The 23,569-nt window shown below is 70.3% G+C and carries 19 protein-coding genes; 9 read left to right on the forward strand and 10 right to left on the reverse strand.

The window, feature by feature from the left end; genetic code table 11:
* Positions 1-49: 49 nt before the first annotated feature.
* Entirely contained in the window at positions 50-856 is an 807-nt protein-coding gene (locus AB5J53_RS26170; RefSeq protein ID WP_369248096.1) for a nucleotidyltransferase domain-containing protein, read from the reverse strand.
* Between the two features lie 197 nt (positions 857-1,053).
* The gene (locus tag AB5J53_RS26175; protein ID WP_006382668.1) at positions 1,054-1,728 is read right to left on the reverse strand and encodes a Crp/Fnr family transcriptional regulator; all 675 of its coding nucleotides are present in this window, start codon (positions 1,726-1,728) and stop codon (positions 1,054-1,056) included.
* 398 nt (positions 1,729-2,126) lie between these two features.
* Between AB5J53_RS26175 and nth the strand changes: the two genes are divergently transcribed.
* From nth to AB5J53_RS26190, 3 genes are all read left to right on the forward strand, one after another.
* Positions 2,127-3,176 (forward strand): endonuclease III, encoded by a 1,050-nt coding sequence (gene nth, locus AB5J53_RS26180; protein ID WP_369248097.1) that lies wholly within the window; start codon positions 2,127-2,129, stop codon positions 3,174-3,176.
* 52 nt (positions 3,177-3,228) lie between these two features.
* Positions 3,229-3,924: a CoA pyrophosphatase gene (locus AB5J53_RS26185; RefSeq protein WP_369248098.1), complete on the forward strand. Its 696-nt coding sequence runs from the start codon at positions 3,229-3,231 to the stop codon at positions 3,922-3,924.
* A 95-nt stretch (positions 3,925-4,019) separates the two neighbouring features.
* Positions 4,020-5,219 carry a MarP family serine protease gene (locus tag AB5J53_RS26190; RefSeq protein ID WP_369248099.1) on the forward strand — a complete coding sequence of 400 codons (1,200 nt, stop codon included), beginning with the start codon at positions 4,020-4,022 and terminating at the stop codon, positions 5,217-5,219.
* Between the two features lie 36 nt (positions 5,220-5,255).
* Here the strand turns inward: AB5J53_RS26190 and AB5J53_RS26195 are convergent, their stop codons facing one another.
* From AB5J53_RS26195 to AB5J53_RS26220, 6 genes are all read right to left on the reverse strand, one after another.
* A complete protein-coding gene (locus AB5J53_RS26195; protein WP_369248100.1) occupies positions 5,256-5,435 on the reverse strand; it encodes a hypothetical protein in 180 nt (59 codons plus the stop codon).
* 349 nt (positions 5,436-5,784) lie between these two features.
* Positions 5,785-6,723, reverse strand: a complete 939-nt coding sequence (locus AB5J53_RS26200) for an alpha/beta fold hydrolase (RefSeq protein WP_369248101.1) — start codon at positions 6,721-6,723, stop codon at positions 5,785-5,787.
* Complete coding sequence (locus tag AB5J53_RS26205) at positions 6,720-7,196, reverse strand: phage holin family protein (RefSeq protein WP_369248102.1); 477 nt, start codon at positions 7,194-7,196, stop codon at positions 6,720-6,722. Before AB5J53_RS26205 ends, AB5J53_RS26200 begins: the two co-directional genes overlap by 4 nt.
* Positions 7,197-7,363: 167 nt before the next feature.
* Positions 7,364-8,761, reverse strand: a complete 1,398-nt coding sequence (nhaA, locus tag AB5J53_RS26210) for a Na+/H+ antiporter NhaA (protein ID WP_369248103.1) — start codon at positions 8,759-8,761, stop codon at positions 7,364-7,366.
* A gap of 607 nt (positions 8,762-9,368) precedes the next feature.
* Entirely contained in the window at positions 9,369-11,369 is a 2,001-nt protein-coding gene (gene acs, locus AB5J53_RS26215) for an acetate--CoA ligase (RefSeq protein ID WP_369248104.1), read from the reverse strand.
* 266 nt (positions 11,370-11,635) lie between these two features.
* On the reverse strand, positions 11,636-13,996 hold the full coding sequence (locus tag AB5J53_RS26220; protein WP_369248105.1) for a SulP family inorganic anion transporter: 2,361 nt from the start codon (positions 13,994-13,996) through the stop codon (positions 11,636-11,638).
* Positions 13,997-14,334: 338 nt separating this feature from the next.
* Between AB5J53_RS26220 and AB5J53_RS26225 the strand changes: the two genes are divergently transcribed.
* Positions 14,335-15,606: a hypothetical protein gene (locus tag AB5J53_RS26225; RefSeq protein WP_369248106.1), complete on the forward strand. Its 1,272-nt coding sequence runs from the start codon at positions 14,335-14,337 to the stop codon at positions 15,604-15,606.
* Between the two features lie 54 nt (positions 15,607-15,660).
* Here the strand turns inward: AB5J53_RS26225 and AB5J53_RS26230 are convergent, their stop codons facing one another.
* A complete protein-coding gene (locus AB5J53_RS26230) occupies positions 15,661-16,641 on the reverse strand; it encodes an ATP-binding protein (RefSeq protein ID WP_369248107.1) in 981 nt (326 codons plus the stop codon).
* 101 nt (positions 16,642-16,742) lie between these two features.
* Here AB5J53_RS26230 and AB5J53_RS26235 point away from each other — a divergent pair, with 101 nt between their 5' ends.
* Positions 16,743-17,567: an oxidoreductase gene (locus tag AB5J53_RS26235; RefSeq protein WP_369248108.1), complete on the forward strand. Its 825-nt coding sequence runs from the start codon at positions 16,743-16,745 to the stop codon at positions 17,565-17,567.
* Positions 17,568-18,001: 434 nt separating this feature from the next.
* Here AB5J53_RS26235 and AB5J53_RS26240 read toward each other — a convergent pair whose 3' ends face one another.
* Positions 18,002-18,835: an HAD family hydrolase gene (locus AB5J53_RS26240; protein ID WP_369248109.1), complete on the reverse strand. Its 834-nt coding sequence runs from the start codon at positions 18,833-18,835 to the stop codon at positions 18,002-18,004.
* 596 nt (positions 18,836-19,431) lie between these two features.
* Between AB5J53_RS26240 and ssd the strand changes: the two genes are divergently transcribed.
* Genes ssd through AB5J53_RS26260 form a run of 4 tightly spaced genes read left to right on the forward strand, consistent with a single transcriptional unit; the run spans position 19,432 to position 23,508 of the window.
* Complete coding sequence (gene ssd, locus AB5J53_RS26245; RefSeq protein ID WP_369248110.1) at positions 19,432-20,526, forward strand: septum site-determining protein Ssd; 1,095 nt, start codon at positions 19,432-19,434, stop codon at positions 20,524-20,526.
* Entirely contained in the window at positions 20,523-21,833 is a 1,311-nt protein-coding gene (locus tag AB5J53_RS26250) for a TadA family conjugal transfer-associated ATPase (RefSeq protein ID WP_369248111.1), read from the forward strand. Before ssd ends, AB5J53_RS26250 begins: the two co-directional genes overlap by 4 nt.
* 41 nt (positions 21,834-21,874) lie before the next feature.
* A complete protein-coding gene (locus AB5J53_RS26255; RefSeq protein WP_369252471.1) occupies positions 21,875-22,726 on the forward strand; it encodes a type II secretion system F family protein in 852 nt (283 codons plus the stop codon).
* Complete coding sequence (locus AB5J53_RS26260; RefSeq protein WP_369248112.1) at positions 22,723-23,508, forward strand: type II secretion system F family protein; 786 nt, start codon at positions 22,723-22,725, stop codon at positions 23,506-23,508. The genes AB5J53_RS26255 and AB5J53_RS26260 overlap by 4 nt, the downstream gene beginning before the upstream one ends.
* The last annotated feature ends 61 nt before the right edge of the window (positions 23,509-23,569 follow it).

Here is a 23,569-nt window from a genome sequence, read left to right on the forward strand (position 1 = left end):
GCTGGGCAACTGGGGCCTCCAGGCGTTTTTGCGGCCCCTGGGGAGGCACTCAGGGACGCGGGGCCTTGATGCCGTGCACGCGCGCGTACTCCGCGGCCAGCCACGGCCCGAGGTCGTCGACGTACGAGCGCAGGACGGCGAGATCGCCCGTCGGCTCGTATCCGAGGACGGCCGCTTCGCGCAGCTGCGCGGCCCGCTCCGGGTAGTACGCGCCGAACGTCTCGGCCATCTCTTTCAGGTCGCTGGTCCAGCCGTTCCAGCGGGGCATGACGAGCGTGAAGCCGGTGCGGACGAGATGGCGTGACATGAAGCGGACCAGCGGGCGCCGGGCCTCGTCCGTGTCGGCGGCACCGGCGATCCGCTCCCGCCAGCGCGGCAGGAACAGCGCGAGGTCGCCGTTGGTCTCCCGGGCGAGTCGGGAGTCGGGACGATAGCGCGGCAGGAACTCGGCCAGATCCTCGCCCAGGAGAGGCGTACAGAGGCAGGCGACGAACCACCCGAGGTCGTACGTCTCCAGGTCGCTCAGCAGCCGCGCACGGCTGGCCAGCAGCGTCCCGACGCCGTCGATCTGCGGGAACTCCTTGTCGAGCGCCTCGTCCAGCGCCCGAGCGTCCGCCCGGTCCGCGTCGGTGGGCTCCTCGCGCAGCACCAGCAGCAGATCCAGGTCGCTGCGCCCCACGCGCGCGGTGCCACGCGGAATCGACCCGTAGAGGTACGCGCTGGTCACCCGCGCCCCGAAGGCGTCCAGCAACCGATCGCGGGCCGCGGCGACGACGGGCCGGAACGCGTGCGGAATCCGCCCGAGGGATCCTTCGGGCTCGATGTACCCCTGGGCGTCGAGCCCTCTGCCGCTCATGCGCCCACTGTGCCCTGGATCTTTTGGCCCGTCCGGCGTTTGAGGACGATGCCGTTCAGGCCGATACGGGGGTCTGGGGGGCGGAGCCTCCAGGCACGGGACGGGCAGGGGCGGAGGGGGCGAGAACCATCCCCCGGCAACCACAGCGGGGCCCCGCCTCTCAAGAAGGCGGAACCCCGTCGACGTACGGCCAAAACTCAGCGCGACCGCTTGGCCAGCCGCTCCACGTCCAGCAGAATCACGGCCCGCGCCTCCAGGCGGAGCCACCCGCGGCCCGCGAAGTCCGCGAGCGCCTTGTTGACCGTCTCGCGAGACGCGCCGACCAGCTGGGCCAGCTCCTCCTGCGTGAGGTCGTGCACGACGTGGATGCCCTCTTCGGACTGCACACCGAAGCGGCGCGAGAGGTCCAGGAGCGCGCGGGCCACGCGGCCGGGCACGTCCGAGAACACCAGGTCGGACATCTGGTCGTTGGTCTTGCGCAGGCGCCGGGCGACGGCGCGCAGCAGCGCGGCGGCCACCTCGGGCCGTGCGTTCAGCCACGGCTGGAGGTCGCCGTGGCCGAGGCCCAGCAGCTTGACCTCGGTCAGCGCGGTGGCGGTCGCCGTGCGCGGGCCCGGGTCGAACAGCGACAGCTCGCCGATCAGCTCACCGGGGCCGAGGACGGCGAGCATGTTCTCGCGGCCGTCGGGGGAGGTGCGGTGGAGCTTCACCTTGCCCTCGGTGACCACGTAGAGGCGGTCCCCGGGGTCGCCCTCATGGAAGAGAGCGTCACCGCGTGCCAGGGTCACCTCACTCATGGAGGCGCGGAGCTCCGCGGCCTGCTCGTCATCGAGCGCCGCGAAGAGCGGGGCGCGCCGCAGAACGTCGTCCACGAGTTCTCTCCTTGTCGACCTGCTCAGGGGATCTTGCCCCCCGGTGTACCAGGGGACCGTGTTCCCCATTTTGCCGGACGGTCCAAACAGTGTGATCAGTCACAAGTCTGCCGCACTGGCGTCCCGGGCAGTGCGGCAGGGGGCCAATTGGGGGCCGATCTCTTGGGTCCGGGGCGGATGTCGGTGCCGGGCTTTAGGCTGGCCGGGTGTCCAAATCGCCGGTGAGAGCACAGGCCAAGGGGGCTGGGCGGGTGGTTGTACGTCGCGATTCCGCTGTGGGCGAACAAGTCCCCGACGGAACCAAGAAACCGACAAAAGAGACAAATTCGACGGCCGCGAAGGCGGCGGGCGCCAAAAATACGAAGGCGGCGGCCGCCGAAAAAGGGACGGCGACGGAAGTGACGGCTGCGAAGAAGACGTCGGCCACGAAGTCGACAGTCGCCAAGAAGGCCACGGCTGCCAGGAAGACGACGGCCGCCGAGAAGGCCACGGCAGCCAAGAAGACGACGACCGCCAAGAAGGCCACTGCCGCCAGGACAACCGTCGCCAAAGCCGCCGCAGGCAAGACCCCCACCCCCGCCAAGAAGTCGCCCCCGGCGAAGAAAGCGCCCCCGGCCAAGAAGTCGCCGTCGGCCAAGAAGTCGCCCCCGGCCAAGAAGTCCCCGCAAAAGGCGGCCCCGCCAGACACCGCCCTGGTGCGCCGAGCCCGCCGCATCAACCGCGAGCTCGCCGAGGTGTACCCGTACGCCCACCCGGAGCTGGACTTCGAGAACCCCTTCCAGCTGCTCCTTGCCACGGTCCTGTCCGCCCAGACCACCGACCTGCGGGTGAACCAGACGACTCCGGCGCTCTTCGCCAAATACCCGACCCCCGAGGACCTGGCCGAGGCCAACCCGGAGGAGGTCGAGGAGATCCTCCGCCCAACTGGATTCTTCCGGGCCAAGACCAAGTCGGTGATAGGGCTCTCCAAGGCGTTGCGGGACGACTTCGGGGGCGAGGTCCCCGGCCGCCTCGAAGACCTCGTCAAGCTCCCCGGCGTAGGCCGCAAGACCGCCTTCGTCGTCCTCGGGAACGCCTTCGGGCGGCCCGGAATCACCGTGGACACCCACTTCCAGCGGCTCGTCCGCCGCTGGAAGTGGACCGACGAGACCGAGCCGGACAAGATCGAGGCGGCCGTCGGCGCGCTCTTCCCGAAGAGCGAGTGGACGATGCTCTCCCACCACGTGATCTTCCACGGCCGCCGTATCTGCCACGCCCGCAAGCCCGCCTGCGGCGCCTGCCCCATCGCCCCGCTCTGCCCGGCGTACGGGGAGGGCGAGACCGACCCCGAGAAGGCGAAGAAGCTCCTGAAGTACGAGAAGGGCGGCTTCCCCGGCCAGCGCCTCAAGCCCCCGCAGGCGTACCTGGACGCCGGCGGTATCCCCGCACCCCCACTGGGCGCCGGATGACGGAACGAACACGGCACCGGCAGGCGTTGGGAACAGCAGAACGGGGGTGGCGATGACGCACGCGAGCAACACACAGGGCGGGCCGGTGGCACTCAGCAAGGACGGCCTGCCCGACTGGCTGGCCCCGGTGGTGCACGCCGCCGAGACGGTCGAGCCGCTCCAGCTGAGCCGTTTCCTGCCCCCGGAGAACGGCGCGGGGCGCCAGTCCGCCGTCCTCATCCTGTTCGGCGAGGGCGACCGCGGCCCCGAGCTGCTGCTCATGGAGCGCGCCGGATCCCTCAGGTCGCACGCCGGGCAGCCCTCCTTCCCCGGCGGCGCCCTCGACCCCGAGGACGGCGACCCGAAGGCCGACGGTCCGCTGCGGGCCGCGCTGCGCGAGGCCGAGGAGGAGACCGGGCTCGATCCGAGCGGCGTCCAGCTCTTCGGCGTGCTGCCCAAGCTGTACATCCCGGTGAGCAGCTTCGTGGTCACCCCGGTCCTGGGCTGGTGGCGCCGCCCGACCCCGGTCGGCGTCGTCGATCCCGCGGAGACGGCCCGGGTCTTCACGGTCCCCGTGGCGGATCTCACGGACCCCGCCAACCGCGCCACCACCGTGCACCCCAGCGGCCACCGAGGCCCGGCATTTCTGGTCGAATCGGCCCTGGTCTGGGGCTTCACGGCCGGCGTGATCGACAAGATCCTGCATTACGCGGGCTGGGAGCGCCCGTGGGACCGGGACAAGCAGGTCCCGCTGGACTGGCGCGCATGACAAGGTGACCTCGGTGAGTGTCTGCCTGGGGGACAACCCCCAGACCCCCGGCCGGGCGATCGCGACCGGAAAGTGATGAGGCGAGGCTTGAAGCGGTGAACGTGCTGGACATCCTGTTGCTGGTCGCCGCCGTGTGGTTCGCGATCGTGGGCTACCGCCAGGGCTTCGTCGTCGGCATCCTGTCGGTGATCGGCTTCCTGGGCGGTGGCCTCGTCGCCGTATACCTGCTTCCGATCATCTGGGGCTGGGCGACCGACGACACCAAGGTGAGTACCACCGCCGCCGTCGTCGCGGTGGTCGTCGTGATCGTCTGCGCATCCGTGGGCCAGGCCCTCACCACCCACCTCGGCAACAAGTTGCGCCGGTACATCACCTGGTCCCCGGCCCGCGCCCTGGACGCGACGGGCGGCGCCCTGGTCAACGTCGTGGCGATGCTGCTCGTGGCCTGGCTGATCGGCTCGGCCCTCGCCGGTACGACGCTGCCGACGCTCGGCAAGGAGGTCCGTAACTCCAAGGTGCTGCTCGGCGTGTCCCGCGCCCTGCCCTCCCAGGCCAACACCTGGTTCGCCGACTTCTCCTCGGTCCTCGCGCAGAACGGCTTCCCACAGGTCTTCAGCCCGTTCGCCAACGAGCCCATCACCGAGGTCCAGCCCCCCGACCCGGCGCTCGCCAACAGCGCCGTGGCGACGCGCGCCCAGAAGTCCATCGTCAAGATCATGGGCACCGCGCAGGGCTGCGGCAAGGTCCTCGAAGGCACGGGCTTCGTCTTCGGCAACCGCCGCGTGATGACCAACGCGCACGTGGTCGGCGGAGTCGACGAGCCCACCGTCCAGATAGGCGGCGAGGGCAGGAAGTACGACGCCACGGTCGTCCTGTACGACTGGGAGCGCGACATCGCCGTACTCGACGTACCGAACCTGAACGCGCCCGCGCTCAAGTTCTCGACCCAGGACGCCACCAGCGGCAACAGCGCGATCGTCGCCGGCTTCCCGCAGAACGGGTCGTACAACGTCCAACCCGCGCGCGTGCGCGGCCGCATCACGGCCAACGGACCGGACATCTACCACCGCGAGACGGTGCGCCGCGATGTCTACTCGCTCTACGCGACCGTCCGCCAGGGCAACTCCGGCGGCCCGCTGCTCACGCCCGAAGGCAAGGTGTACGGCGTGGTCTTCGCGAAGTCGCTCGACAGCGCCAACACCGGGTACGCGCTCACCGCGGACGAGGTCCAGGAGGACGTCACCAAGGGGCGTACCGCCAACCAGCAGGTGGACAGCGACAGCTGCGCGCTGTAGTTCCGGCGGGTGAAACGGGTGAAAGGCGCCGCGGGCTCAGCCGCGTGGGTGGCGCAGCCGCACCGAGACCCAGCGGGCCCGGCGGCGCAGAATGTGCGGAATCCCCACTCGGGGGTCCGCGCCCGCCAACTGCGGGGTGCCCCTTTGATGGGAGCTCAGGCCCGTGGCCGAGCGGCGGTTTCGTGCTGCGTCACTGTAGTCGTGCGTCCAGCCCATACCCCGACGTCTGCCCCTGCCCCAAGGTCGATAACCGCGCCCCGGCCGCCCAATTGGCCTATGCGCCAGGCAATTGGCCGTTCGTAGGACAGGTGTTCTCGTTCGGCTGTCGGGCGGGACACCGGGCGCGTTCAGACGGTCACCGTCGGCTCACCGACGGCTCGCCAACGGGTCATCGATGGGGTGTCGATGACCCGTCGATGAGGTGCCCACCGGTCACCGATCGGGTTCGGGATCCTTCAGCCAGTTGACGAGCTCCGAGGAGAAAGCCACCGGATCCTCCTCGTGCGGGCTGTGCTGTCCCGGGGGGCAACCCCCGGACCCCCGGCCGAGTACGGCGCAGGCGGCTTCAGCGGTCGGGTTCGGGATCCTTCAGCCAGTTGACGAGCTCCGAGGAGAAAGCCACCGGATCCTCCTCGTGCGGGAAGTGCCCGAGGCCGTCGAACAGCCGCCAGCGGTACGGCGCTTCGACGTACTCCCCGGATCCGGCCGCGCTCCGCGTCCGCATCACCGGGTCGAGTGATCCGTGCAGATGCAGCGTCGGCACCCGAACCGGCCTCTTCATCCGCCGGTTGAACTGGATGCCGTCCGGGCGGGCAATGGACCGCACCATCCACCGGTACGGCTCGATCGAGCAGTGCGCCGTCGACGGGATGCACATGGCGCGGCGGTACGTCTCCACGGCCTCGTCGTCCGGCAGCCGCGGCCCCGACCAGTCCCGTACCAGACGACCCACCAGGGCACCGTCGTCCGCGACGAGTTGACGCTCCGGGATCCAGGGCCTCTGGAACCCCCAGATGTAGGAGCCCGCGGCCGTCTGCTTGACGTCGGACAGCATGGCGGAACGCCAGCGCCGGGGATGGGGCATGGACGACACCGCGAGCCGGCGGACGAGCTTGGGCCGCATCACGGCCGCCGTCCACGCCAGGTACCCGCCCAGGTCGTGCCCGACCAGCGCGGCGTCGGGCTCGCCGAGAGACCGTACGACCCCGGTGATGTCGAGCGCGAGGTTCGCGGGGTCGTAACCGCGCGGGGTGCGGTCGCTGCCGCCGACGCCGCGCAGGTCCATGGCCACGGCCCGGAACCCGGCGTCCGCGAGAGCGACCAGCTGATGCCGCCACGCCCACCAGAACTGCGGAAAGCCGTGGAGCAGCAGGACGAGCGGCCCGTCCCCCATCTCGGCGATGTGGAAGCGCGCGCCGTTGGCGGCGACGTCCCTGTGCGTCCAGGGTCCGTCGAGCCGTACAGCTGAGGCAGGTTGCGCCGAAGGTGTGGCGGGGTCCGTCATGAGGACGAGCGTGCCACAGCCTTGACGGTGTCCTCGACCCGCTCCGGGCGGGGATGCGGCTTGGCGTTCTGCAGAACGCCCGCCGTCTCCTTCATCGAGGCGGCGACCTTCTGCGGGCCCTGCCCCTTCTTGGCCTTCTTCGCGAAGACCACGCCGATGAGCGCGAGGACGAGGGCGACCAGCACGTTCGCCGCGAAGGACAGCACGAAGCAGATCGCGAGATTCCAGTCGCTCCAGGTCCGGATGCCGTAGGCCAGGGCGAAGTTCAGCATCGGCAGGGAGAAGAGCAGCACCGCACCGGCCGCCGCGAACGCTCCGCCGCCGACCGCGCCGCGCTTGACGTCCTGCTTGAGCTGCGCCTTCGCCAGCGCGATCTCGTCGTGCACCAGCGCGGACATCTCGGTCGTCGCCGAGGCGAACAGCTGGCCGATGCTGCGTTCGGCGCCGACCGGGCTGCCGTCGGGTGCGCTCATCGCGATCTCCCTCTTCTGCATATGTGTGTGCGGTCCGGCTGCTGCCGGTGTCGGTACGGTCCGGCTACCGCGTCCGCTGGTTCCGTGTCGGCACGGTCCGGCATCTGCGGCGGTCTTTCCCGTTTGCACGGTCTGGCATCTGCTTCTGTTTGTACTGTCTGGTCAGATCATGCCGGACCGTCGTCCCCCTCGCTTGCCCCGCCCGCCACTTCGGCAAGCCTCCGGTGTTCGGCGGCCTTCCGTTCGTAGATCTCGGCCATGCGCAGGTGGTACGCCGGGTTGTCCTGCTCGTAGATGTCGGGGATGCCGTCGCGGTCCTCGTCGCGCTCCTCCGCCTCACAGAGCGCGCGGTACTTGGCATTGCGTATCTTCAGCAGCGTCGTGGCGAGAATGGCCGCGATCAGCGAGCCGATCAGGACGGCGGCCTTGACCTCGTCGGTCAGCACCGCGTTGTCCTCGAAGGCGAGCTCGCCGATGAGCAGGGAGACGGTGAAGCCGATCCCGGAGAGGCTGGCGACGGCGAAGACGTCCGGCCAGGCCAGATCCTCGCTGAGCGAGGCTCTCGTGAACCGTGCGGTCAACCAGGTGCCGCCGAAGATACCCACCGCCTTGCCGACGACGAGTCCGAGCACGACACCGAGGGTCTCGGGCCGGGTGAACACATCCCCGATGGCCCCGCCGGAGACCGTGACCCCCGCGCTGAACAGCGCGAACAGTGGCACGGCCAGCCCGGCGGACAGTGGCCGCACCAGATGCTCGATGTGCTCACCGGGGGAGTGCGCCTCGCCCTCGTGCCGGTGGCAGCGCAGCATCAGGCCCATCGCGACACCGGCGATGGTGGCGTGGATGCCGCTGTTGTACATCAGCCCCCAGATGACGAGGGCGAGCGGGACGTAGACGTACCACCCGCGTACGCCCTTGCGCAGCAGCAGCCAGAAGACGGCGAGTCCGACGACGGCCCCACCGAGCGCCGCGAAGTCGATGGTGTCGGTGAAGAACACCGCGATGATCAGAATCGCGAACAGATCGTCGACGACGGCGAGCGTCAGCAGGAAGGCGCGCAGAGCGGACGGCAGCGACGTCCCGATCACGGCCAGCACGGCGAGTGCGAAGGCGATGTCGGTGGCGGTGGGCACGGCCCAACCCTCGAGCTCGCCCCCGCCGGTGATGTTGGTGAGGGCGTAGACGAGCGCGGGCACTGCCATACCGCACACCGCGGCGACCACGGGAAGCAGCGCGGCCTTCGGATCCTTGAGGTCCCCGGCCACCAGCTCGCGCTTGAGCTCGATCCCGGCGACGAAGAAGAACACGGCGAGCAGCCCGTCGGCCGCCCAGTGCTGCACGGACAGATCGAGCCCGAGGGCAGCGGGCCCGATGTGGAAGTGGCTGACGCTCTCGTAGCTGTCCCGCAGCGGGGTGTTCGCCCAAATCAGCGCGGCGACCGCGGCAACCAGCAGCAGCACGCCACCCACGGTCTCGGTACGGAGCGCGTCCGCGACGAAGTTCCGCTCGGGCAGGGACAGCCGTCCGAGGAACTTGCGGGTGGGGGTGCGGGGCGCGGCCACGAGTGAGACCTCCGGTCGGGTAGGCAGGACTGAGCACTTGCCGACCAGACTTCCCGGCACACCTTGGGTTCTTCTTGTCACGCTGTTGATGCGTTCCTTAGCTTACCTAAGATGTAGCCGGGTTTTTGCGGCGATCTTCACATTAGGTGCAAAAGGGGGCTTCGGGCGCGCTGTGGAGACCTGATTTGGGGGGTGGGGAAGCGGGGAAGGGGGGGCGGGGCGCTCCTGGCCTGGGCGACAGGTCTTCAGCCCGTCCGGCGTTTGAGGACGAGGCCGTTCAGGCCGATGCGGGGGTCTGGGGCGGCAGCTCCCAGGTGCGGGACGGGTAGGGGCGGAGGGAGCGAAATCAGCGGCGTTTGCGCAGCGCCTTGGGCAGGGCGACCGCTGAGGCTAGGGCGCCGGGGCCGCGGCGGGGGCCGCCCAGCGGAGGTCGCGCGCGACGTGGCCTTGGGGTTCAGGGCGGAGCCCCGTTCCCGCTGGGGTGTGGGGCACGCAGGGCCCCCACGCCTGAAAGAGCAGGGCCCCCACGCCTGAAAGAGCAGGGCCCCCACGCCTGAAAGGAGCGGGTGGGAGGAGGAACCCTTCCCACCCGCTCCTCGCTCGGTCCTCAGTCCTCGCTCGGCGCCGCCGGCAGCTTCGCCTGGATCAGATCCATCACCGTGGAGTCCGTGAGCGTGGTGACGTCACCGAGCTCCCGATTCTCAGCGACGTCCCGCAACAGCCGCCGCATGATCTTCCCGGACCGGGTCTTCGGCAGCTCCGCCACCGGCAGCACCCGCTTCGGCTTGGCGATCGGCCCGAGCGTGGCCCCCACGTGATTGCGCAGCTCGGCCACCAGCCCGTCATCCTCGGCGGAAGCCGACCCCCGCAGGATCACGAACGCCACGATCGCCTGCCCGGTCGTCTCGTCGGCCGCGCCCACAACCGCCGCCTCGGCGACCGAAGGATGCGAGACGAGCGCCGACTCGACCTCGGTCGTCGAGATGTTGTGCCCGGAGACCAGCATCACGTCATCCACGCGCCCGAGGAGCCAGATGTCCCCGTCCTCGTCCTTCTTGGCACCGTCCCCGGCGAAGTACTTCCCCTCGAACCGCGACCAGTACGTGTCGATGAACCGCTGGTCGTCCCCCCAAATGGTCCGCAGCATCGAAGGCCACGGCTCGGTGAGCACCAGATACCCGCCACCACCATTCGGCACTTCCCGAGCCTCGTCGTCGACGACCGTCGCCGAGATCCCGGGCAGCGGCCGCTGCGCGGACCCCGGCTTCGTCTCGGTGACCCCCGGCAGCGGCGAGATCATCATCGCGCCGGTCTCGGTCTGCCACCAGGTGTCCACGATCGGCGTACGGTCGCCGCCGATGTGCTTGCGGTACCAGATCCACGCCTCGGGGTTGATCGGCTCGCCGACCGACCCGAGCACCCGCAGCGACGACAGATCGAACTTCGCGGGGATGTCGTCGCCCCACTTCATGAACGTACGAATGGCCGTGGGCGCCGTGTACAGGATCGTCACCCCGTACTTCTGCACGATCTCCCAGAATCGCCCCTGGTGCGGCGTGTCCGGCGTGCCCTCGTACATCACCTGCGTCGCACCGTTCGAAAGCGGCCCGTACGTGATGTACGAGTGCCCGGTGACCCAGCCGATGTCGGCGGTGCACCAGTACACGTCGGTCTCCGGCTTGAGGTCGAAGACGGCGTGATGGGTGTACGAGGCCTGCGTGAGGTAGCCGCCCGAGGTGTGCAGGATGCCCTTCGGCTTCCCCGTCGTCCCGGAGGTGTAGAGGATGAACAGCGGCTGCTCGGCGTCGAACGCCTCCGGCGTGTGCTGGGCGGACTGCCGCTCGACGATCTCGTGCCACCACACGTCGCGGCCCTCGGTCCAGGCGACCTCCTGCCCCGTACGCCGTACGACGAGGACGTGCTCGACCTGATCCACCCGGTCGATGGCGTCGTCGACGGCCGGCTTGAGCGCGGACGGCTTGCCGCGCCGGTAACCGCCGTCGGAGGTGATGACCAGCTTGGCGTCGGCGTCCTGGATACGCGTGGCGATCGCGTCCGCGGAGAACCCTCCGAAGACCACCGAGTGCGCGGCACCGATCCGCGCACAGGCCAGCATGGCGACGACGGCCTCGGGAATCATCGGCAGATAGACGGCGACCCGGTCGCCCTTCCCAACCCCCAGCTCGATCAGGGCGTTGGCGGCTTTGGACACCTCGTCCTTGAGCTCGGCGTAGGTGACGGCCCGGCTGTCGCCCGGCTCGCCCTCGAAGTGGATGGCGACGCGGTCACCGTTTCCGGCCTCGACATGGCGGTCCACGCAGTTGTACGCGACATTCAGCTTCCCGTCGGCGAACCACTTCGCGAACGGCGGGTTCGACCAGTCCAGCGTCTCGGTCGGCTCGGTGGCCCAGGTCAGCCGGCGGGCCTGCTCGGCCCAGAAGCCGAGCCTGTCAGCCTTGGCCTGCTCATACGCCTCCGCGGTGACGTTGGCGTTCGCGGCCAGGTCGGCGGGCGGCGCGAACCTGCGCTCTTCCTTCAGCAGGTTGGCCAGGCTTTCGTTGCTCACGACATCTCCCTTTCCCAGGGTGTCCGTTGTGTCCCAGGCCACAGCTCATCAGACCGGGGGGCCCGGTGACAAGGGCCGACCCGAAATTGGTTTAGACCTATTGATGTGCGGTGGCACCCCTCAGGGGCACGTACCGTCCGGCCGTCGGGTTCACTCGGTGCTCTGCGCCCCCCAAACGCGCCCCAACCCATCCTTGCAAGGGCGGAAACACGGAACCCCTCCATCCGCCGAACGGTCGTCCGCCCGTGCGCCGGTGACCGATCCATGGTGCGCGACCCCGCCGACTGGGGCCGCGCACCACGCCCAGGTCACGCGGGACGGCGCAGATCCTCCGTCGCCCCCACGTGATCGAACAGCTCGCCCCCGTCGCCGTCGGCCAGCAGATACGCCTGAGCCTCTCCGACGTGGAAGTACATGCCGTGCAGCTCGAGCACACCCTCCCGCAGGGCCCGCGCCACGGACTCATGCGCCCGCAGATGCTCCAACTGCTGCACCACATTGGTCAGACAGAGCTGCTCCACAGCGTCGGCCGGTGCCCGCCGGGCAAGCCGCGCCCGCGGCCGGTCCTTGGCGGCCATGCGCTCCAGGCTCGGCGCCCCGTGCCGCAGCCACCGCTTGAGCGGCGTGATCGCCCCATCGGGCTCCGACGTCATCAGAGCCTGCATCGCCCCGCACCCGGAGTGCCCGCACACCGTGATGGACCGCACCTTCAGCACGTCCACCGCGTACTCGATCGCCGCGGCCACTGAGTCGTCCCCGCTCTCCTCCCCGGGCAACGGCACGAGGTTGCCCACATTCCGTACGACGAAGAGGTCACCCGGACCACTGGAGGTGATCATCGACGTGACGAGCCGCGAGTCGGCACAGGTCAGGAACAACTGGGACGGCCGCTGCCCCTCCCGCGCCAGCCGCGCCAGCTCACCCCGCACCAGGGGCGCGGTGTTGCGCTGGAACGCGCTGATGCCGCGCGCCAGTTGATGCCCACTCTGCCCATCGGTCCCGACCGACCCGCCCGGATGGCCACCGGGAGGTACGGGCTGCGCGCCCGCGGAGGTCTCGCATTGGTGGTTGCGCCAGGGCGTCCAGGGCCGGCACCGGCAGTGGGCGGAGCTCGCGGGCTCGGCGATCCGGGTCCCGGCCCGCCCGGTGAGCTCGACCGCGCCGCCTCCCGCGAAGTGCGCGCTCTGCCAGTCCTGCAGTGACTCGTACGCCGCGTGGTCCATGAACGACCCGTCCAACTCCACGACGACATCGGCCCCTTGGGGTACCAGATGCAGAGCACGGCTGAGCCGTGGCACCGCGAGGAACGTCAACTGCCCTCGTACATGTACGTAATGGACTCCCCCCTTCTCTTCGTGCGTGATACGGGTGCGGGCGAGGCGGTGCAGGGCGACGCCGACGGCCACGCAGACCCCCAGCGCCACGCCCTCGAGAACTCCGAGGCATACGACGCCGAGCGTGGTGACGGCATACACCAGAACTTCGCGGTGGCGGGTGACCGTGCGGATGTGGTGCAGGGACACCATCTGGATGCCGACGGCCATCACCAGGGCGGCGAGCGATGCGAGGGGGATCAGATCCAGGATCGGAGCCATCAGCAGCGCGGCAACTATGACGAAAACGCCGTGCACCATCGTGGAGTTCCGGCTCACGGCACCGGCTTGCACATTCGCGGAACTTCTTACGGCGACCCCGGCGACCGGCAGTCCGCCGAGCGCGCCGGAGACGATATTGGCGGCGCCCTGCCCGAGCAGCTCCCGGTCGAGGTCGGAGCGGTTCACCCGGGACTGCAGCTCGGGCCGGCCGGCCACCATCTTGTCCACCGCGACGGCGCCGAGCAGCGACTGCACACTGCACACCAGCGTCACGGTGAGGACGGCGGCTGCGATTCCGAGCACCGGCCCTTCGGGCAGCCCGGCCAGCGCATGGCTGCTCCAGGACGGCAGGTCGACCTTGGGCAGGCTCAGCCCGGCGAGCGAGGCGGTCGTGGTGGCTCCGGCGACGGCGATGAGCGCGGCGGGGGCCTTGCGCAATACGTGCCCGACCCGCCCGGGAATCCGCGGCCAGGCGAGCAGGAGCGCCAGCGTCAGCGCGCTCATCGACACCGCGGCGGGGTGGACGTGCACCAACTGGTTCGGCAGCGCACGGAGGTTGTCGAGGACGGAACTCTGCGGGGTGCCGCCCAGCACGATGTGCAGCTGGGCGACGGCGATGGTCACGCCGATGCCGGCGAGCATGCCGTGCACGACCGCGGGGCTGACGGCGAGGGCCGTGCGGGCCACGTGCAAGCAGCCCAGACCCAGTTGGGCGATTCCGGCGAGGACGGTGATGGCGCAGGTCGCACGCCATCCGTAGTGGTGGATGAGCTCGGCGGTGACGACGGTGAGCCCGGCGGCGGGCCCGCTCACCTGGAACGGTGAGCCGCCGAGCCGTCCGGCGACGAGTCCGCCCACGGCGGCGGCGACGAGGCCGGCCTGGAGCGGCGCGCCGGTGGCGAGGGCGATGCCGAGGGACAGAGGCAGGGCGATCAGGAAGACCGCGATCGAAGCCGACAGATCGGCGCCCGCGATACGGAATCGGCGGGGCGGCGTCGGCGGGGGGCTGTGGGGCTGGTGGATGGGCTTCGGCCGAGTCGAGTCGGCGGCGCGGGTGGGGACGCAGGCGGACATGGTTCCCGTCTCCTCCGGGGCAGCGCGGTCGCGGAACAGGTGGTCCCCCGTCCAGGACGGCGGGGGGCGGATCGCGGCCGTGGGTCACGGCGTGCAGCGGCGGGATTTTCAACACTCAGTAAACGGATCGTAATGCAGAGTAAAGGCATCGTGCGAAATTTCGGATCAAATGGGGCAGTAAATCACTCTCCAGGGTGAACCGAGCGTTTTATCGGCTTGTCGTATTTATTCCTCCTCGGTCCCGTGCGACGTTGGCCGCGCTGTCGGCAAATCACTGCACATCAGCACAGAACGCCCTAATCAGCGTTGCCCGACCGAAGGAAGAAGGAGGGCGGAAGATGGCCGCCACCCAGAGGATCGCCGCGGGCGCAGCGCTCGCTGCGGCCTGCGCCACGGCGCTCGCCGGTTGCTCGAGCGATACGACCGGTTCCAAGGAAGGCGCGCACGGCGCGAAGGAGGCGGCCGGGGCCCCAGCGCCCAAGAGTGCGGTCCGCCTGATCGGTGACGGCTCCACCGCGTTCACCGGTGCGCAGCCGCATCTGCCCAGGCCCGTACGGCTGAAGCCCGGTCAGAAGCCCCCGCAGTTCGTGGTCTTCTCCTGGGACGGCGCCGGCGAGGACAGCCAGAAGCTCTTCTCGCACTTCCGGAAGATCGCCAAGGCCAACAAGGCGACGATGACGTACTTCCTGAGCGGCGTGTACCTGCTGCCGGAGGACAAGCGCGACCTGTACAGACCGCCGCAGCACTCACCCGGAAGCTCCGAGATCGGCTTCAACGACGAGCAGGGCATCACGGACACCGTGAAGCAGCTGCGCGGCGCGTGGCTGGAGGGAAATGAGATCGGCACGCACTTCAACGGCCACTTCTGCGGCAGCGGAGGCGGGGTCGGCGAGTGGTCGGTCGCGGACTGGAAGAGCGAGATCGCCCAGGCGAGGTCGTTCGTGAAGTCCTGGAAGACCAACACGGGCATGAAGAAGGCGTCTCCGCTGCCCTTCGACTACGACAAGGAGCTCATCGGCGCCCGCACGCCGTGCCTGGAGGGCCAGAAGAACTTCATGAAGGCGGCCCGCCAGCTGGGCTTCCGCTACGACACCAGTGGTGTCAACAACCAGGTCTGGCCCAAGAAGAAGCAGGGCCTGTGGGACCTGTCGATGCAGCTCGTGCCCTTCCCCGGGCACTCCTACGAACAGCTCACCATGGACTACAACTTCATGGTCAACCAGTCGGGCACCAAGACCCAGGGGGACCCGGACAAGCAGGAGTACTGGGGCGACCAGATGCGTGACGGCCTGCTCAAAGGCTTCGACCGCGCCTACAACGGCAACCGCGCGCCGCTGATCATCGGCAACCACTTCGAGTCCTGGAACGGCGGCAATTACATGCGTGCCGTCGACGAGGTCGTCGAGAGTGTCTGTACCAAGCCAGAGGTGCGCTGCGTCTCCTTCCGGCAACTCGCCGACTGGCTCGACGCCCAGGACCCGGCCACCCTCGACAGGCTCCGCGGCCTCAAGGTCGGCGAGGCCCCGAAGCAGGGCTGGGCGTCCTTCCTCTCGGGTCGCCCCGCCCCTGCCCCCAAGGGCGTCCCCGGGGCACCGGCGGTCAAGCCGTAGCGGCGGCCCGAGGCCTCCGGCTCGAGCCGCAGCGGTCCCCCGTGGGCCGGCGGCTCAAGCCGTGGCCACCAGGCCCTCGCCGAGTACGAATCCGGGGTCGACCTGCGCCGCCAGGTCCGCCCCGGCTTTCGCGTTGCCCCAACTGCTGGCGTTCTTCAAGTGGAAGTGCACCATCTGGCGCGTGTAACGCTCCCAGTCGCGCAGTTCGTACGTGGCGTCTGCTGCGGTCTGCAAGGCGCGCAGGGAGCGGCGGTTGGCCTCCTCCAGGCGCTCGAATCTGGGCGGGCGGCCTTTCTCCATGGCGCGCACCCAGTTCGAGTGCCCGACGGTGACCAGGAGGTCGTCACCGACTTCGGTGCGGAGGAAGTCGATGTCGTCCTGGCCCTGCACCTTGTTGCCGACGACCTTCAGGATGACGCCGAAGTCGCGGGCGTATTCCTTGTACTGGCGATAGACGGAGACCCCCTTCCGCGTCGGCTCGGCGACGAGGAACGTGATGTCGAAGCGTGTGAACAAGCCGGACGCGAAGGAGTCGGAGCCCGCCGTCATGTCGACGACGACGTACTCGCTCTGGCCGTCGACGAGATGGTTCAGGCAGAGCTCCACTGCACCGGTCTTGGAGTGGTAGCACGCCACTCCCAAATCGGCCTCGGTGAACGGGCCGGTGACCATCAAACGGACGGCGCCGCCGTCGAGTTCCAGCGAACGCGCGCAGGCGTCGTACACCGGATTGTTCTCGCGCACCCGCAGCAGCCGTGATCCCTCGCCGGGCGGGGTCGTCTTGATCATCGTCTCGACGGACGCGATGCGCGGGTTGGAGCCGCGCAGGTAGTCCTTGATCAGTGGCAGCCGCTCGCCCATCGCGGGCAGCGCGGCGGCATCCGTCTCGTCGAGGCCGAGCGCGGCACCCAGGTGCTGGTTGATGTCGGCGTCCACCGCGACGACCGGCGATCCGCAGGACGCGAGGTGGCGGACGAAGAGCGAGGACAGGGTGGTCTTGCCGCTGCCGCCCTTCCCTACGAAAGCAATTTTCATGTTCACAAAGCGTAGTGGGATGATTGCCCAGGGTGCCTGCTGTGCGTGAAGAAGACCACTCCTTCGTGGGGCAGGCCGCCGGGGTGCGTAATGTCGTACTCATGAGTACGACAGGCGCGACCGCCGATCCGCTCGCGGCCCTGGGTTCGCTTCCCGGAGTGGCCGAATCCGTGGAGTCCGTCCGCAAGGCCGTGGACCGGGTCTACGGCCACCGGATCATGCGGCGCCGCAGCAACGAGATCACGTCCGAAGCGGCGCTGCGCGGCGCACGCGGTTCAGCGGCGCTGGCCGGTGCCGACTGGGCCCTCGAAGAGGTGCGCCGCCGCACCGACTTCAGCGCGGAGGACGAGGCCCGGACGGTCGGCGCGGCCCTCAGGCTGACCGCCGAGGCGGGCCAACTCCTTTCCATCTGGCGGCAGTCGCCCCTTCGGGTGCTGGCCCGGCTGCATCTGGTGGCGGCAGCGGACAAGGGCGACGAGGTCGGCCGGCCGCGGCAGAACGGCGAACCGGTCGACGAGCCCCTCGTCGAGCTGCCGCTGCCGGACGCGCATGAGGTGGCCGGGCGTCTCGAAGGACTCTCGCAGCTGATCATCGCGGGAGGTTCCGCCCCCGCGCTGGTGACTGCGGCCGTCGTTCACGGCGAACTGCTCGCCCTGCGCCCCTTCACCTCCCACAACGGCCTTGTCGCGCGCGCGGCCGAACGCATCGTCCTGGTCGGCAGCGGCCTCGACCCGAAGTCGATCTGTCCGGCAGAGGTCGGTCACGCCGAACTCGGCCGCGCGGCCTATGTGGCTGCCCTGGACGGCTACGCCTCCGGCACCCCGGAGGGCATGGCGGCCTGGATCGCCCACTGCGGCAAGGCGGTTGAGCTGGGCGTGAGGGAGTCGACGGCGGTCTGCGAGGCGCTGCAGCGCGGGGCGGCGTGAGGAGCTCAAAAATCGCCCTCCACAAGAAAATCGCCCTCTACCAGGAGGGCGAAAACTCTCTCTGAGAGGGGCGAAAACTCCCCGAACAGGGTTGCGGCGGTACGAGTTCTCGTACCGCCGCTGGCATGCTCACCGGGTTACCAAGCGTCCTCGATATTTGCCCATCAGGTCGGGAACTGTGGCCCGTGGCCTGGTGCGGCTGGCCCGTAATCGACGGGTCGACGTCGCGTGGGTGCTCGGCGTTCATGCTCGGTCCGTGGGGCCTTGGTTGCGTTTAAAGGTGATCCTCTCGGATGTCCTTGGTCTCGCGGGCCGTTACCTTCTTTGTACTCCAGGTTCCGAGGAAGCGGAAGCCCTGACTGCACTTCTTTACTTTTAGGTTCAAACGGGTGTGAACCGGACGTGAATGTGCTGTCCGCACAACTGTGACGTGATCACATCGCTGTCGCGCGCCGTCGACTGGCGTACCAGACGAGCCCCGCCGTGGCCGCCGCCGCGCCTATGGCGGCCGCCGCGACGAGCGCCGGGCGGGGCGGTACGGACAATGTGGGTAGTCGCTGCTTGAGCCGGACCGGGCGGTGGAAGTCCAGAATCGGCCATGAGCGGGCGAGTGCCTCGCGGCGCAGCGCACGGTCCGGATTCACCGCATGCGGGTGGCCGACGGACTCCAGCATCGGCAGGTCCGTCGCCGAGTCGCTGTAGGCGTAGCAGCCCGCCAGGTCGTATCCCTCGGACGCGGCCAGCTCCTTGATCGCCTCGGCCTTCGTCGGCCCGTACGCGTAGTACTCCACCTCGCCGGTGAAGCAGCCGTCCTCGCCCACGATCATGCGGGTCGCCACCACCCGGTCCGCGCCGAGCAGTTCGCCGATGGGCTCGACCACTTCCGTTCCGGACGTGGACACGATCACGACGTCGCGCCCGGCCGTGTGGTGTTCCTCGATGAGGGACGCGGCCTCGTCGTAGATGATCGGGTCGATCAGGTCGTGCAGCGTCTCGGCGACGATCTCCTTGACCTGCTGGACGTTCCAGCCGCGGCACATCGCGGACAGGTACTTGCGCATCCGCTCCATCTGGTCGTGGTCGGCGCCGCCCGCCAGGAACACGAACTGGGCATATGCGGTACGCAACGCGGCCCTGCGGTTGATCAGCCCGCCTTGGTAGAACGACTTGCTGAACGTGAGCGTGCTCGACTTCGCAATGACCGTCTTGTCCAGGTCAAAGAAGGCTGCTGTGCGAGGCAAGGAGTGGTTTTCCACGAGCCCGAGCATAGGCGCCCACCATTCGGCGTAAGGTGAGGCGCGTGGGTTTGCCTGAGAGGGCTCTCGGGTACACCATGGAAGTCACGGATCGTTCGCGACCGTGCTAACCCGGTCCGACTCCTCCCCCCCCGAGTCGGCCGTGGGGACGACCCCCGCTCTCCCCCCCGGCGGGGGTCGTCGCATGTCCGGATGGGTTTTTCCCCTCTCTTGCGCGGCCTCGGGGCCTTGCTGTCACCACTCTGGCCGCCCTCTTCGCATGCGCATGATCCGTCACTGTGCGTAGCCGTTGGGCTGCTCTAAGGAAGTCGTACACGAGTCACCGGTATGGGTGAAGGCGATATTCACAACCACTGAGTTGTCCACAGTTATCGACCAAGATCCACACGATTTCCGGGATCGCTGCACCGTGATTCAAGCGCGCTCCGCTCGCGGCAAGTTCCTCGTGGCGAGTTCATGGCCGGATCCGTTTGTCGGGCGCGTTTGGCCGGTTCGTATCGGCCGTTCATATGGAGGCCGGTTGCCGGTTCTTCACACGAGCGGGAATCGCGAGTCCGCAGAGGACCCTGCGGGCCCCGCGCAAGAAGCAGCGAAGGGGGCTGGAGATCGTGGCGGGAGCCATCACACATGACCGGCCGCCCGCCGCCGACGGGCGGCAGGGCGGACCGTTGATCGTCACGGAGGACGCCGAACTGCTGGACGACCTGCTGCGCCTGTGCGCTGCGGCGGGCGCCAGGCCGGAGGTCCACCACGGGGTGCCGGAGCGCAGGGGCAGCTGGGAGGCGGCACCTCTCGTGCTGGTCGGCGACGATGCCGCCCGGCGCTTGCGCGGGGCAGCACGCAGAAGGGGAGTGGTGCTGGTTGGGCGGGATCAGGACGATTCCGGCGTCTGGCGGCGGGCCGTCGAGATCGGTGCCGACCATGTCCTGATGCTGCCCGATGGCGAGCAATGGCTGGTCGACCGCATCGCCGACGTGGCCGAAGGAGTCGGCAGGCCCGCCCTCACCGTCGGCGTGCTAGGCGGCCGAGGCGGGGCCGGAGCCTCCACGCTGGCGTGCGCGCTCGCCGTCACCTCGGCGCGCGAGGGTCGGCGCACCCTGCTCGTGGACGCGGATCCGCTGGGCGGCGGACTCGACGTACTCCTGGGCGGAGAGGCGGCCGAAGGTCTGCGCTGGCCGGCCTTCGCCGCGTCCCGCGGCCGGGTGGGCGGTGGCGCCTTGGAGGAGTCCCTGCCCGAACTGCACGCGCTGCGGGTCCTGAGCTGGGACCGCGGTGACTCCGTCACCATTCCCCCGCAAGCCGTACGAGCGGTCCTGGCCGCCGCCAGACGGCGCGGCGGCGCGGTGGTCGTCGACCTGCCCCGTCGCATCGACGAAGGCGTTACCGAGGCCCTCGCCCAGCTCGACCTGGGACTTCTGGTGGTCCCCGCCGACCTGCGCTCGATCGCGGCGGCGGGCCGGGTGGCGTCCGCGGTCGGCATGGTCCTGCGCGATCTGAGGGTCGCGGTACGCGGCCCGTACGCGCCGGGCCTGGACGACCGAGAGGTGGCGCGGCTGCTCGGGCTGCCCCTAGTGGGCGAAGTGCCCGCCGAGCCCCCGCCGTTGGACGGTGGACAGCCACCCGGAGGAGCGGCGCGGGGGCCGCTCGCCCGGTTCTGTGCCGCCTTCTGGGAGCGGCTTCCGGTGGAAGGCGGGGGCGTATGAGCTGGGACGCCGCCACGGGGATGGACTGCGGCGCGGGCCTGGACGGGCGTGCCGGCCCGCGGGACGGGCACGCGGGCTTGTCGGACGGTCCTGCGGGCCAGTGGGACGGGTATGCAGGCCCGCTCGAGGGGCGTACGGGCCTGTTGGACGGCGTACGGCAGTGGCTCGCCGAGAGCGGCTCCGAGCCGACCCCCGCGCGCGTGGCACAGGCGCTGCGCGAGCAGGGGCGCGTGCTCGGAGACGCCGAAGTCCTCGGCGCGGCCGAGCGGTTGCGCTCCGAACTGGTCGGCAGCGGACCACTGGAACCACTGCTCGCCGATCCGTCGGTGACCGATGTCCTGGTGTCCGCACCGGACCGGGTGTGGGTCGACCGGGGCGCGGGCCTGGAGCTGACGGCCGTCTCCTTCCCGGACGCGGCGGCGGTACGACGCCTCGCGCAGCGCCTCGCGGCCGTGGCCGGACGGCGGCTCGACGACGCACGCCCCTGGGTGGACGCGCGGCTTCCGGACGGCACCCGCCTGCACGCGGTGCTGCCGCCGGTCGCCGTCGGCTCCACCTGCCTGTCCCTACGGGTCGTACGGCCGCGCGCGTTCACCCTCGACGAGTTGGTGGTGGCGGGGACGGTGCCGCCCGGCGGGGACCGGGTGCTGAGAGCGCTGCTGGACGCCCGGCTGTCCTTCCTGATCAGCGGAGGCACGGGCTCCGGCAAGACGACGCTGCTGAGTGCGTTGCTGGGGCTGGTCGGTCCCGGGGAGCGGATCGTGCTCGCCGAGGACTCGGCGGAGCTGCGACCGGACCACCCTCATGTGGTGCGCCTGGAGGGGCGGCCCGCGAACCAGGAGGGCGTCGGGCTCGTCGCGCTCCAGGACCTCGTCCGTCAGGCCCTGCGGATGAGACCGGACCGGTTGGTCGTCGGCGAGGTGCGCGGGCCGGAGGTGGTCTCCCTGCTGGCCGCGCTGAACACCGGCCATGAGGGCGGCTGCGGCACGGTGCACGCGAACGCCGCGGCACAGGTGCCGGCCCGCCTGGAGGCACTGGGCACCGCGGCCGGGCTCGACCGGGCCGCCCTGCACAGCCAGTTGGCGGCGGCGTTGTCCGTGGTCCTGCATCTCGTACGCGACCGGGCCGGGCGGCGGCGGATCGCCGAGGTGGATGTGCTGGAGCGCGCTCCGTCCGGGCTGGTGGTGACGGTGCCGGCGTTGCGGTGGGGCACGGAGGCCTTCGCGTACGAGCGGGGCTGGGAGCGGCTGCGGGGGCTGCTCAGGGACGGGAGCGAGGGGAGTGGCTGTTGTGACGGAGGTCGGTGACGGGCGTGAGGGGAGTGGCTGTTGTGACGGGAGTTGGTGAGATGTCGGCGGGGGCGGCCATGGCGTGCGCCGGGGCGGCGACCTGGTTGATGGGCGGCTCGGATTCCGGGGCGCGAAGGGCGCGATTGCTGTGCGCGGGCGGCGGGGTGGTGGCGACCGGTCCGCCGTCGTGGGAGCGGGCGGTCGTCGGATGGCGGCGGGTGCGCGGGCGGCTGCGGGACGAAGGGTGGTCGGTGGCCGCCGGGTTGGTGATCGCGCTGCTGGGCGCGTCCGTGCTGCCGCTGCTCCTCGGGGCAGCAGGAGTGCCGCTGCTCCGGCGGGTGCGGCGGGTCGCGGAGGCACGGCGCGAGCGGGAGCGCCGGGGCGATGCGGTGATCGCCCTGTGCGGGGCCCTCGCCGGGGAAGTGCGGGCCGGGCGGCAGCCGGGCGAGGCGCTGCTCAGGGCCGCGCGCGATTCAGGCGGGCTGGGCGAGGCGCAGGCGGTGGTGCTGGCGGCGGCGAAGTTCGGCGGGGATGTGCCGGGCGCGCTCACCGATGCGGCGCGGCAGCCCGGGGCCGACGGTCTTGTGGGACTCGCCGCGTGCTGGCGCGTGGCGGTGGACCGGGGCGCGGGCCTGGCGGCGGGTCTCGACCGCTTGGAGGGTGCGTTGCGCGCGGAGCGGGACCAACGAGCCGATCTGCGTGCTCAGTTGGCGGGGTCGCGGTCGACGGCAGTGATGCTCGCGGGGCTGCCGGTCCTGGGACTCCTGCTCGGCACCGCGCTGGGCGCCGATCCGCTGCACGTGCTGCTGCACACCGGCCTCGGCCTCGGCTGCCTGCTGGTCGGCGGGGTGCTGGAAGGCATGGGGCTGTGGTGGGCGCTGCGGATCGTGAGGGGAGCGGAGGCGGCATGAGCGCGGAGGTTGTCCACAGGCTGGGGGCGGTTGTGTGCGGGGTGCTCGCGCTCGGGTGGCTGGTCCAGTGGCTCGGGGTGGCGCGGCGTGAGCGGCGGGCGCGCAGAAGGCTGGCCCAGTTGCTGGCCTCGGGGAAGGCGCGTTCGGAGCGGCCGCGCTTCGAGGTCCGGGAGGTGGCGCGACGTCGGCTGCCGGTCGCGGGTGCGGTGTGCGCCGGCTGGTTGCTGGTCGGCGGTCTTGCCGGGGTTCTGGTGGGGTTGGCGGCCGGGTTCGGGGTCTGGCGATGGCGCAGTCGGCAGCGCCTTGTGCCCGTGGAGGAGTACGACGTGGCGCGGGCCGCCCGGCAACTCCCGCTCGCAGCCGACCTGGTGGCGGCGTGCATCGCGGCCGGAGCAGGACCCGTAGTGGCGGCCCAGGCCGTCGGGGAGGCCCTGGGCGGGCCCGTCGGGGAGCGGCTGGCCCGGGGCGCGGTCGAGGTGCGGCTCGGCGGTGAACCGGCCGAGGCCTGGCGGAGGTTGGCGTCGATACCGGGTGCCCGGGCATTGGCGCGGCTGCTGGAGCGGGCGGGCGAGTCGGGCGTACCGGCGGCCGTGCCGGTCGGGCGGCTCGCCGCGGAGGCCCGCGCCGAGTGGGGGCGTACCGCGACGGCGCGGGCACGTCGTGCCGCCGTGATGGTCACCGCGCCCGTGGGGCTGTGCTTTCTGCCCGCCTTCATCGCGATCGGCGTACTGCCCGTGGTGATCGGGCTGGCCGACGGGCTGCTGGGAAGAGGTGGTGGGTGACGGGCGACGGCGACGGCATGCGGTGAACGACAAGTGATCAACGGGGTTGAACCTTACGGGG

The organism is Streptomyces sp. R41 (assembly GCF_041053055.1).
GTDB lineage: Bacteria > Actinomycetota > Actinomycetes > Streptomycetales > Streptomycetaceae > Streptomyces.

Excerpts from the sequence above, each read along its gene's own strand:
- AB5J53_RS26200 (WP_369248101.1), bottom strand. The coding sequence starts at position 6,723 with ATGACGGACCCCGCCACACCTTCGGCGCAACCTGCCTCAGCTGTACGG.
- AB5J53_RS26260 (WP_369248112.1), top strand. The coding sequence starts at position 22,723 with ATGAGCGCGGAGGTTGTCCACAGGCTGGGGGCGGTTGTGTGCGGGGTG.
- AB5J53_RS26225 (WP_369248106.1), top strand. The coding sequence starts at position 14,335 with ATGGCCGCCACCCAGAGGATCGCCGCGGGCGCAGCGCTCGCTGCGGCC.
- AB5J53_RS26185 (WP_369248098.1), top strand. The coding sequence starts at position 3,229 with ATGACGCACGCGAGCAACACACAGGGCGGGCCGGTGGCACTCAGCAAG.
- AB5J53_RS26250 (WP_369248111.1), top strand. The coding sequence starts at position 20,523 with ATGAGCTGGGACGCCGCCACGGGGATGGACTGCGGCGCGGGCCTGGAC.
- AB5J53_RS26170 (WP_369248096.1), bottom strand. The coding sequence starts at position 856 with ATGAGCGGCAGAGGGCTCGACGCCCAGGGGTACATCGAGCCCGAAGGA.
- AB5J53_RS26195 (WP_369248100.1), bottom strand. The coding sequence starts at position 5,435 with ATGGGCTGGACGCACGACTACAGTGACGCAGCACGAAACCGCCGCTCG.
- AB5J53_RS26235 (WP_369248108.1), top strand. The coding sequence starts at position 16,743 with ATGAGTACGACAGGCGCGACCGCCGATCCGCTCGCGGCCCTGGGTTCG.
- AB5J53_RS26220 (WP_369248105.1), bottom strand. The coding sequence starts at position 13,996 with ATGTCCGCCTGCGTCCCCACCCGCGCCGCCGACTCGACTCGGCCGAAG.
- AB5J53_RS26240 (WP_369248109.1), bottom strand. The coding sequence starts at position 18,835 with ATGCTCGGGCTCGTGGAAAACCACTCCTTGCCTCGCACAGCAGCCTTC.
- AB5J53_RS26205 (WP_369248102.1), bottom strand. The coding sequence starts at position 7,196 with ATGAGCGCACCCGACGGCAGCCCGGTCGGCGCCGAACGCAGCATCGGC.
- AB5J53_RS26230 (WP_369248107.1), bottom strand. The coding sequence starts at position 16,641 with ATGAAAATTGCTTTCGTAGGGAAGGGCGGCAGCGGCAAGACCACCCTG.
- AB5J53_RS26255 (WP_369252471.1), top strand. The coding sequence starts at position 21,875 with ATGTCGGCGGGGGCGGCCATGGCGTGCGCCGGGGCGGCGACCTGGTTG.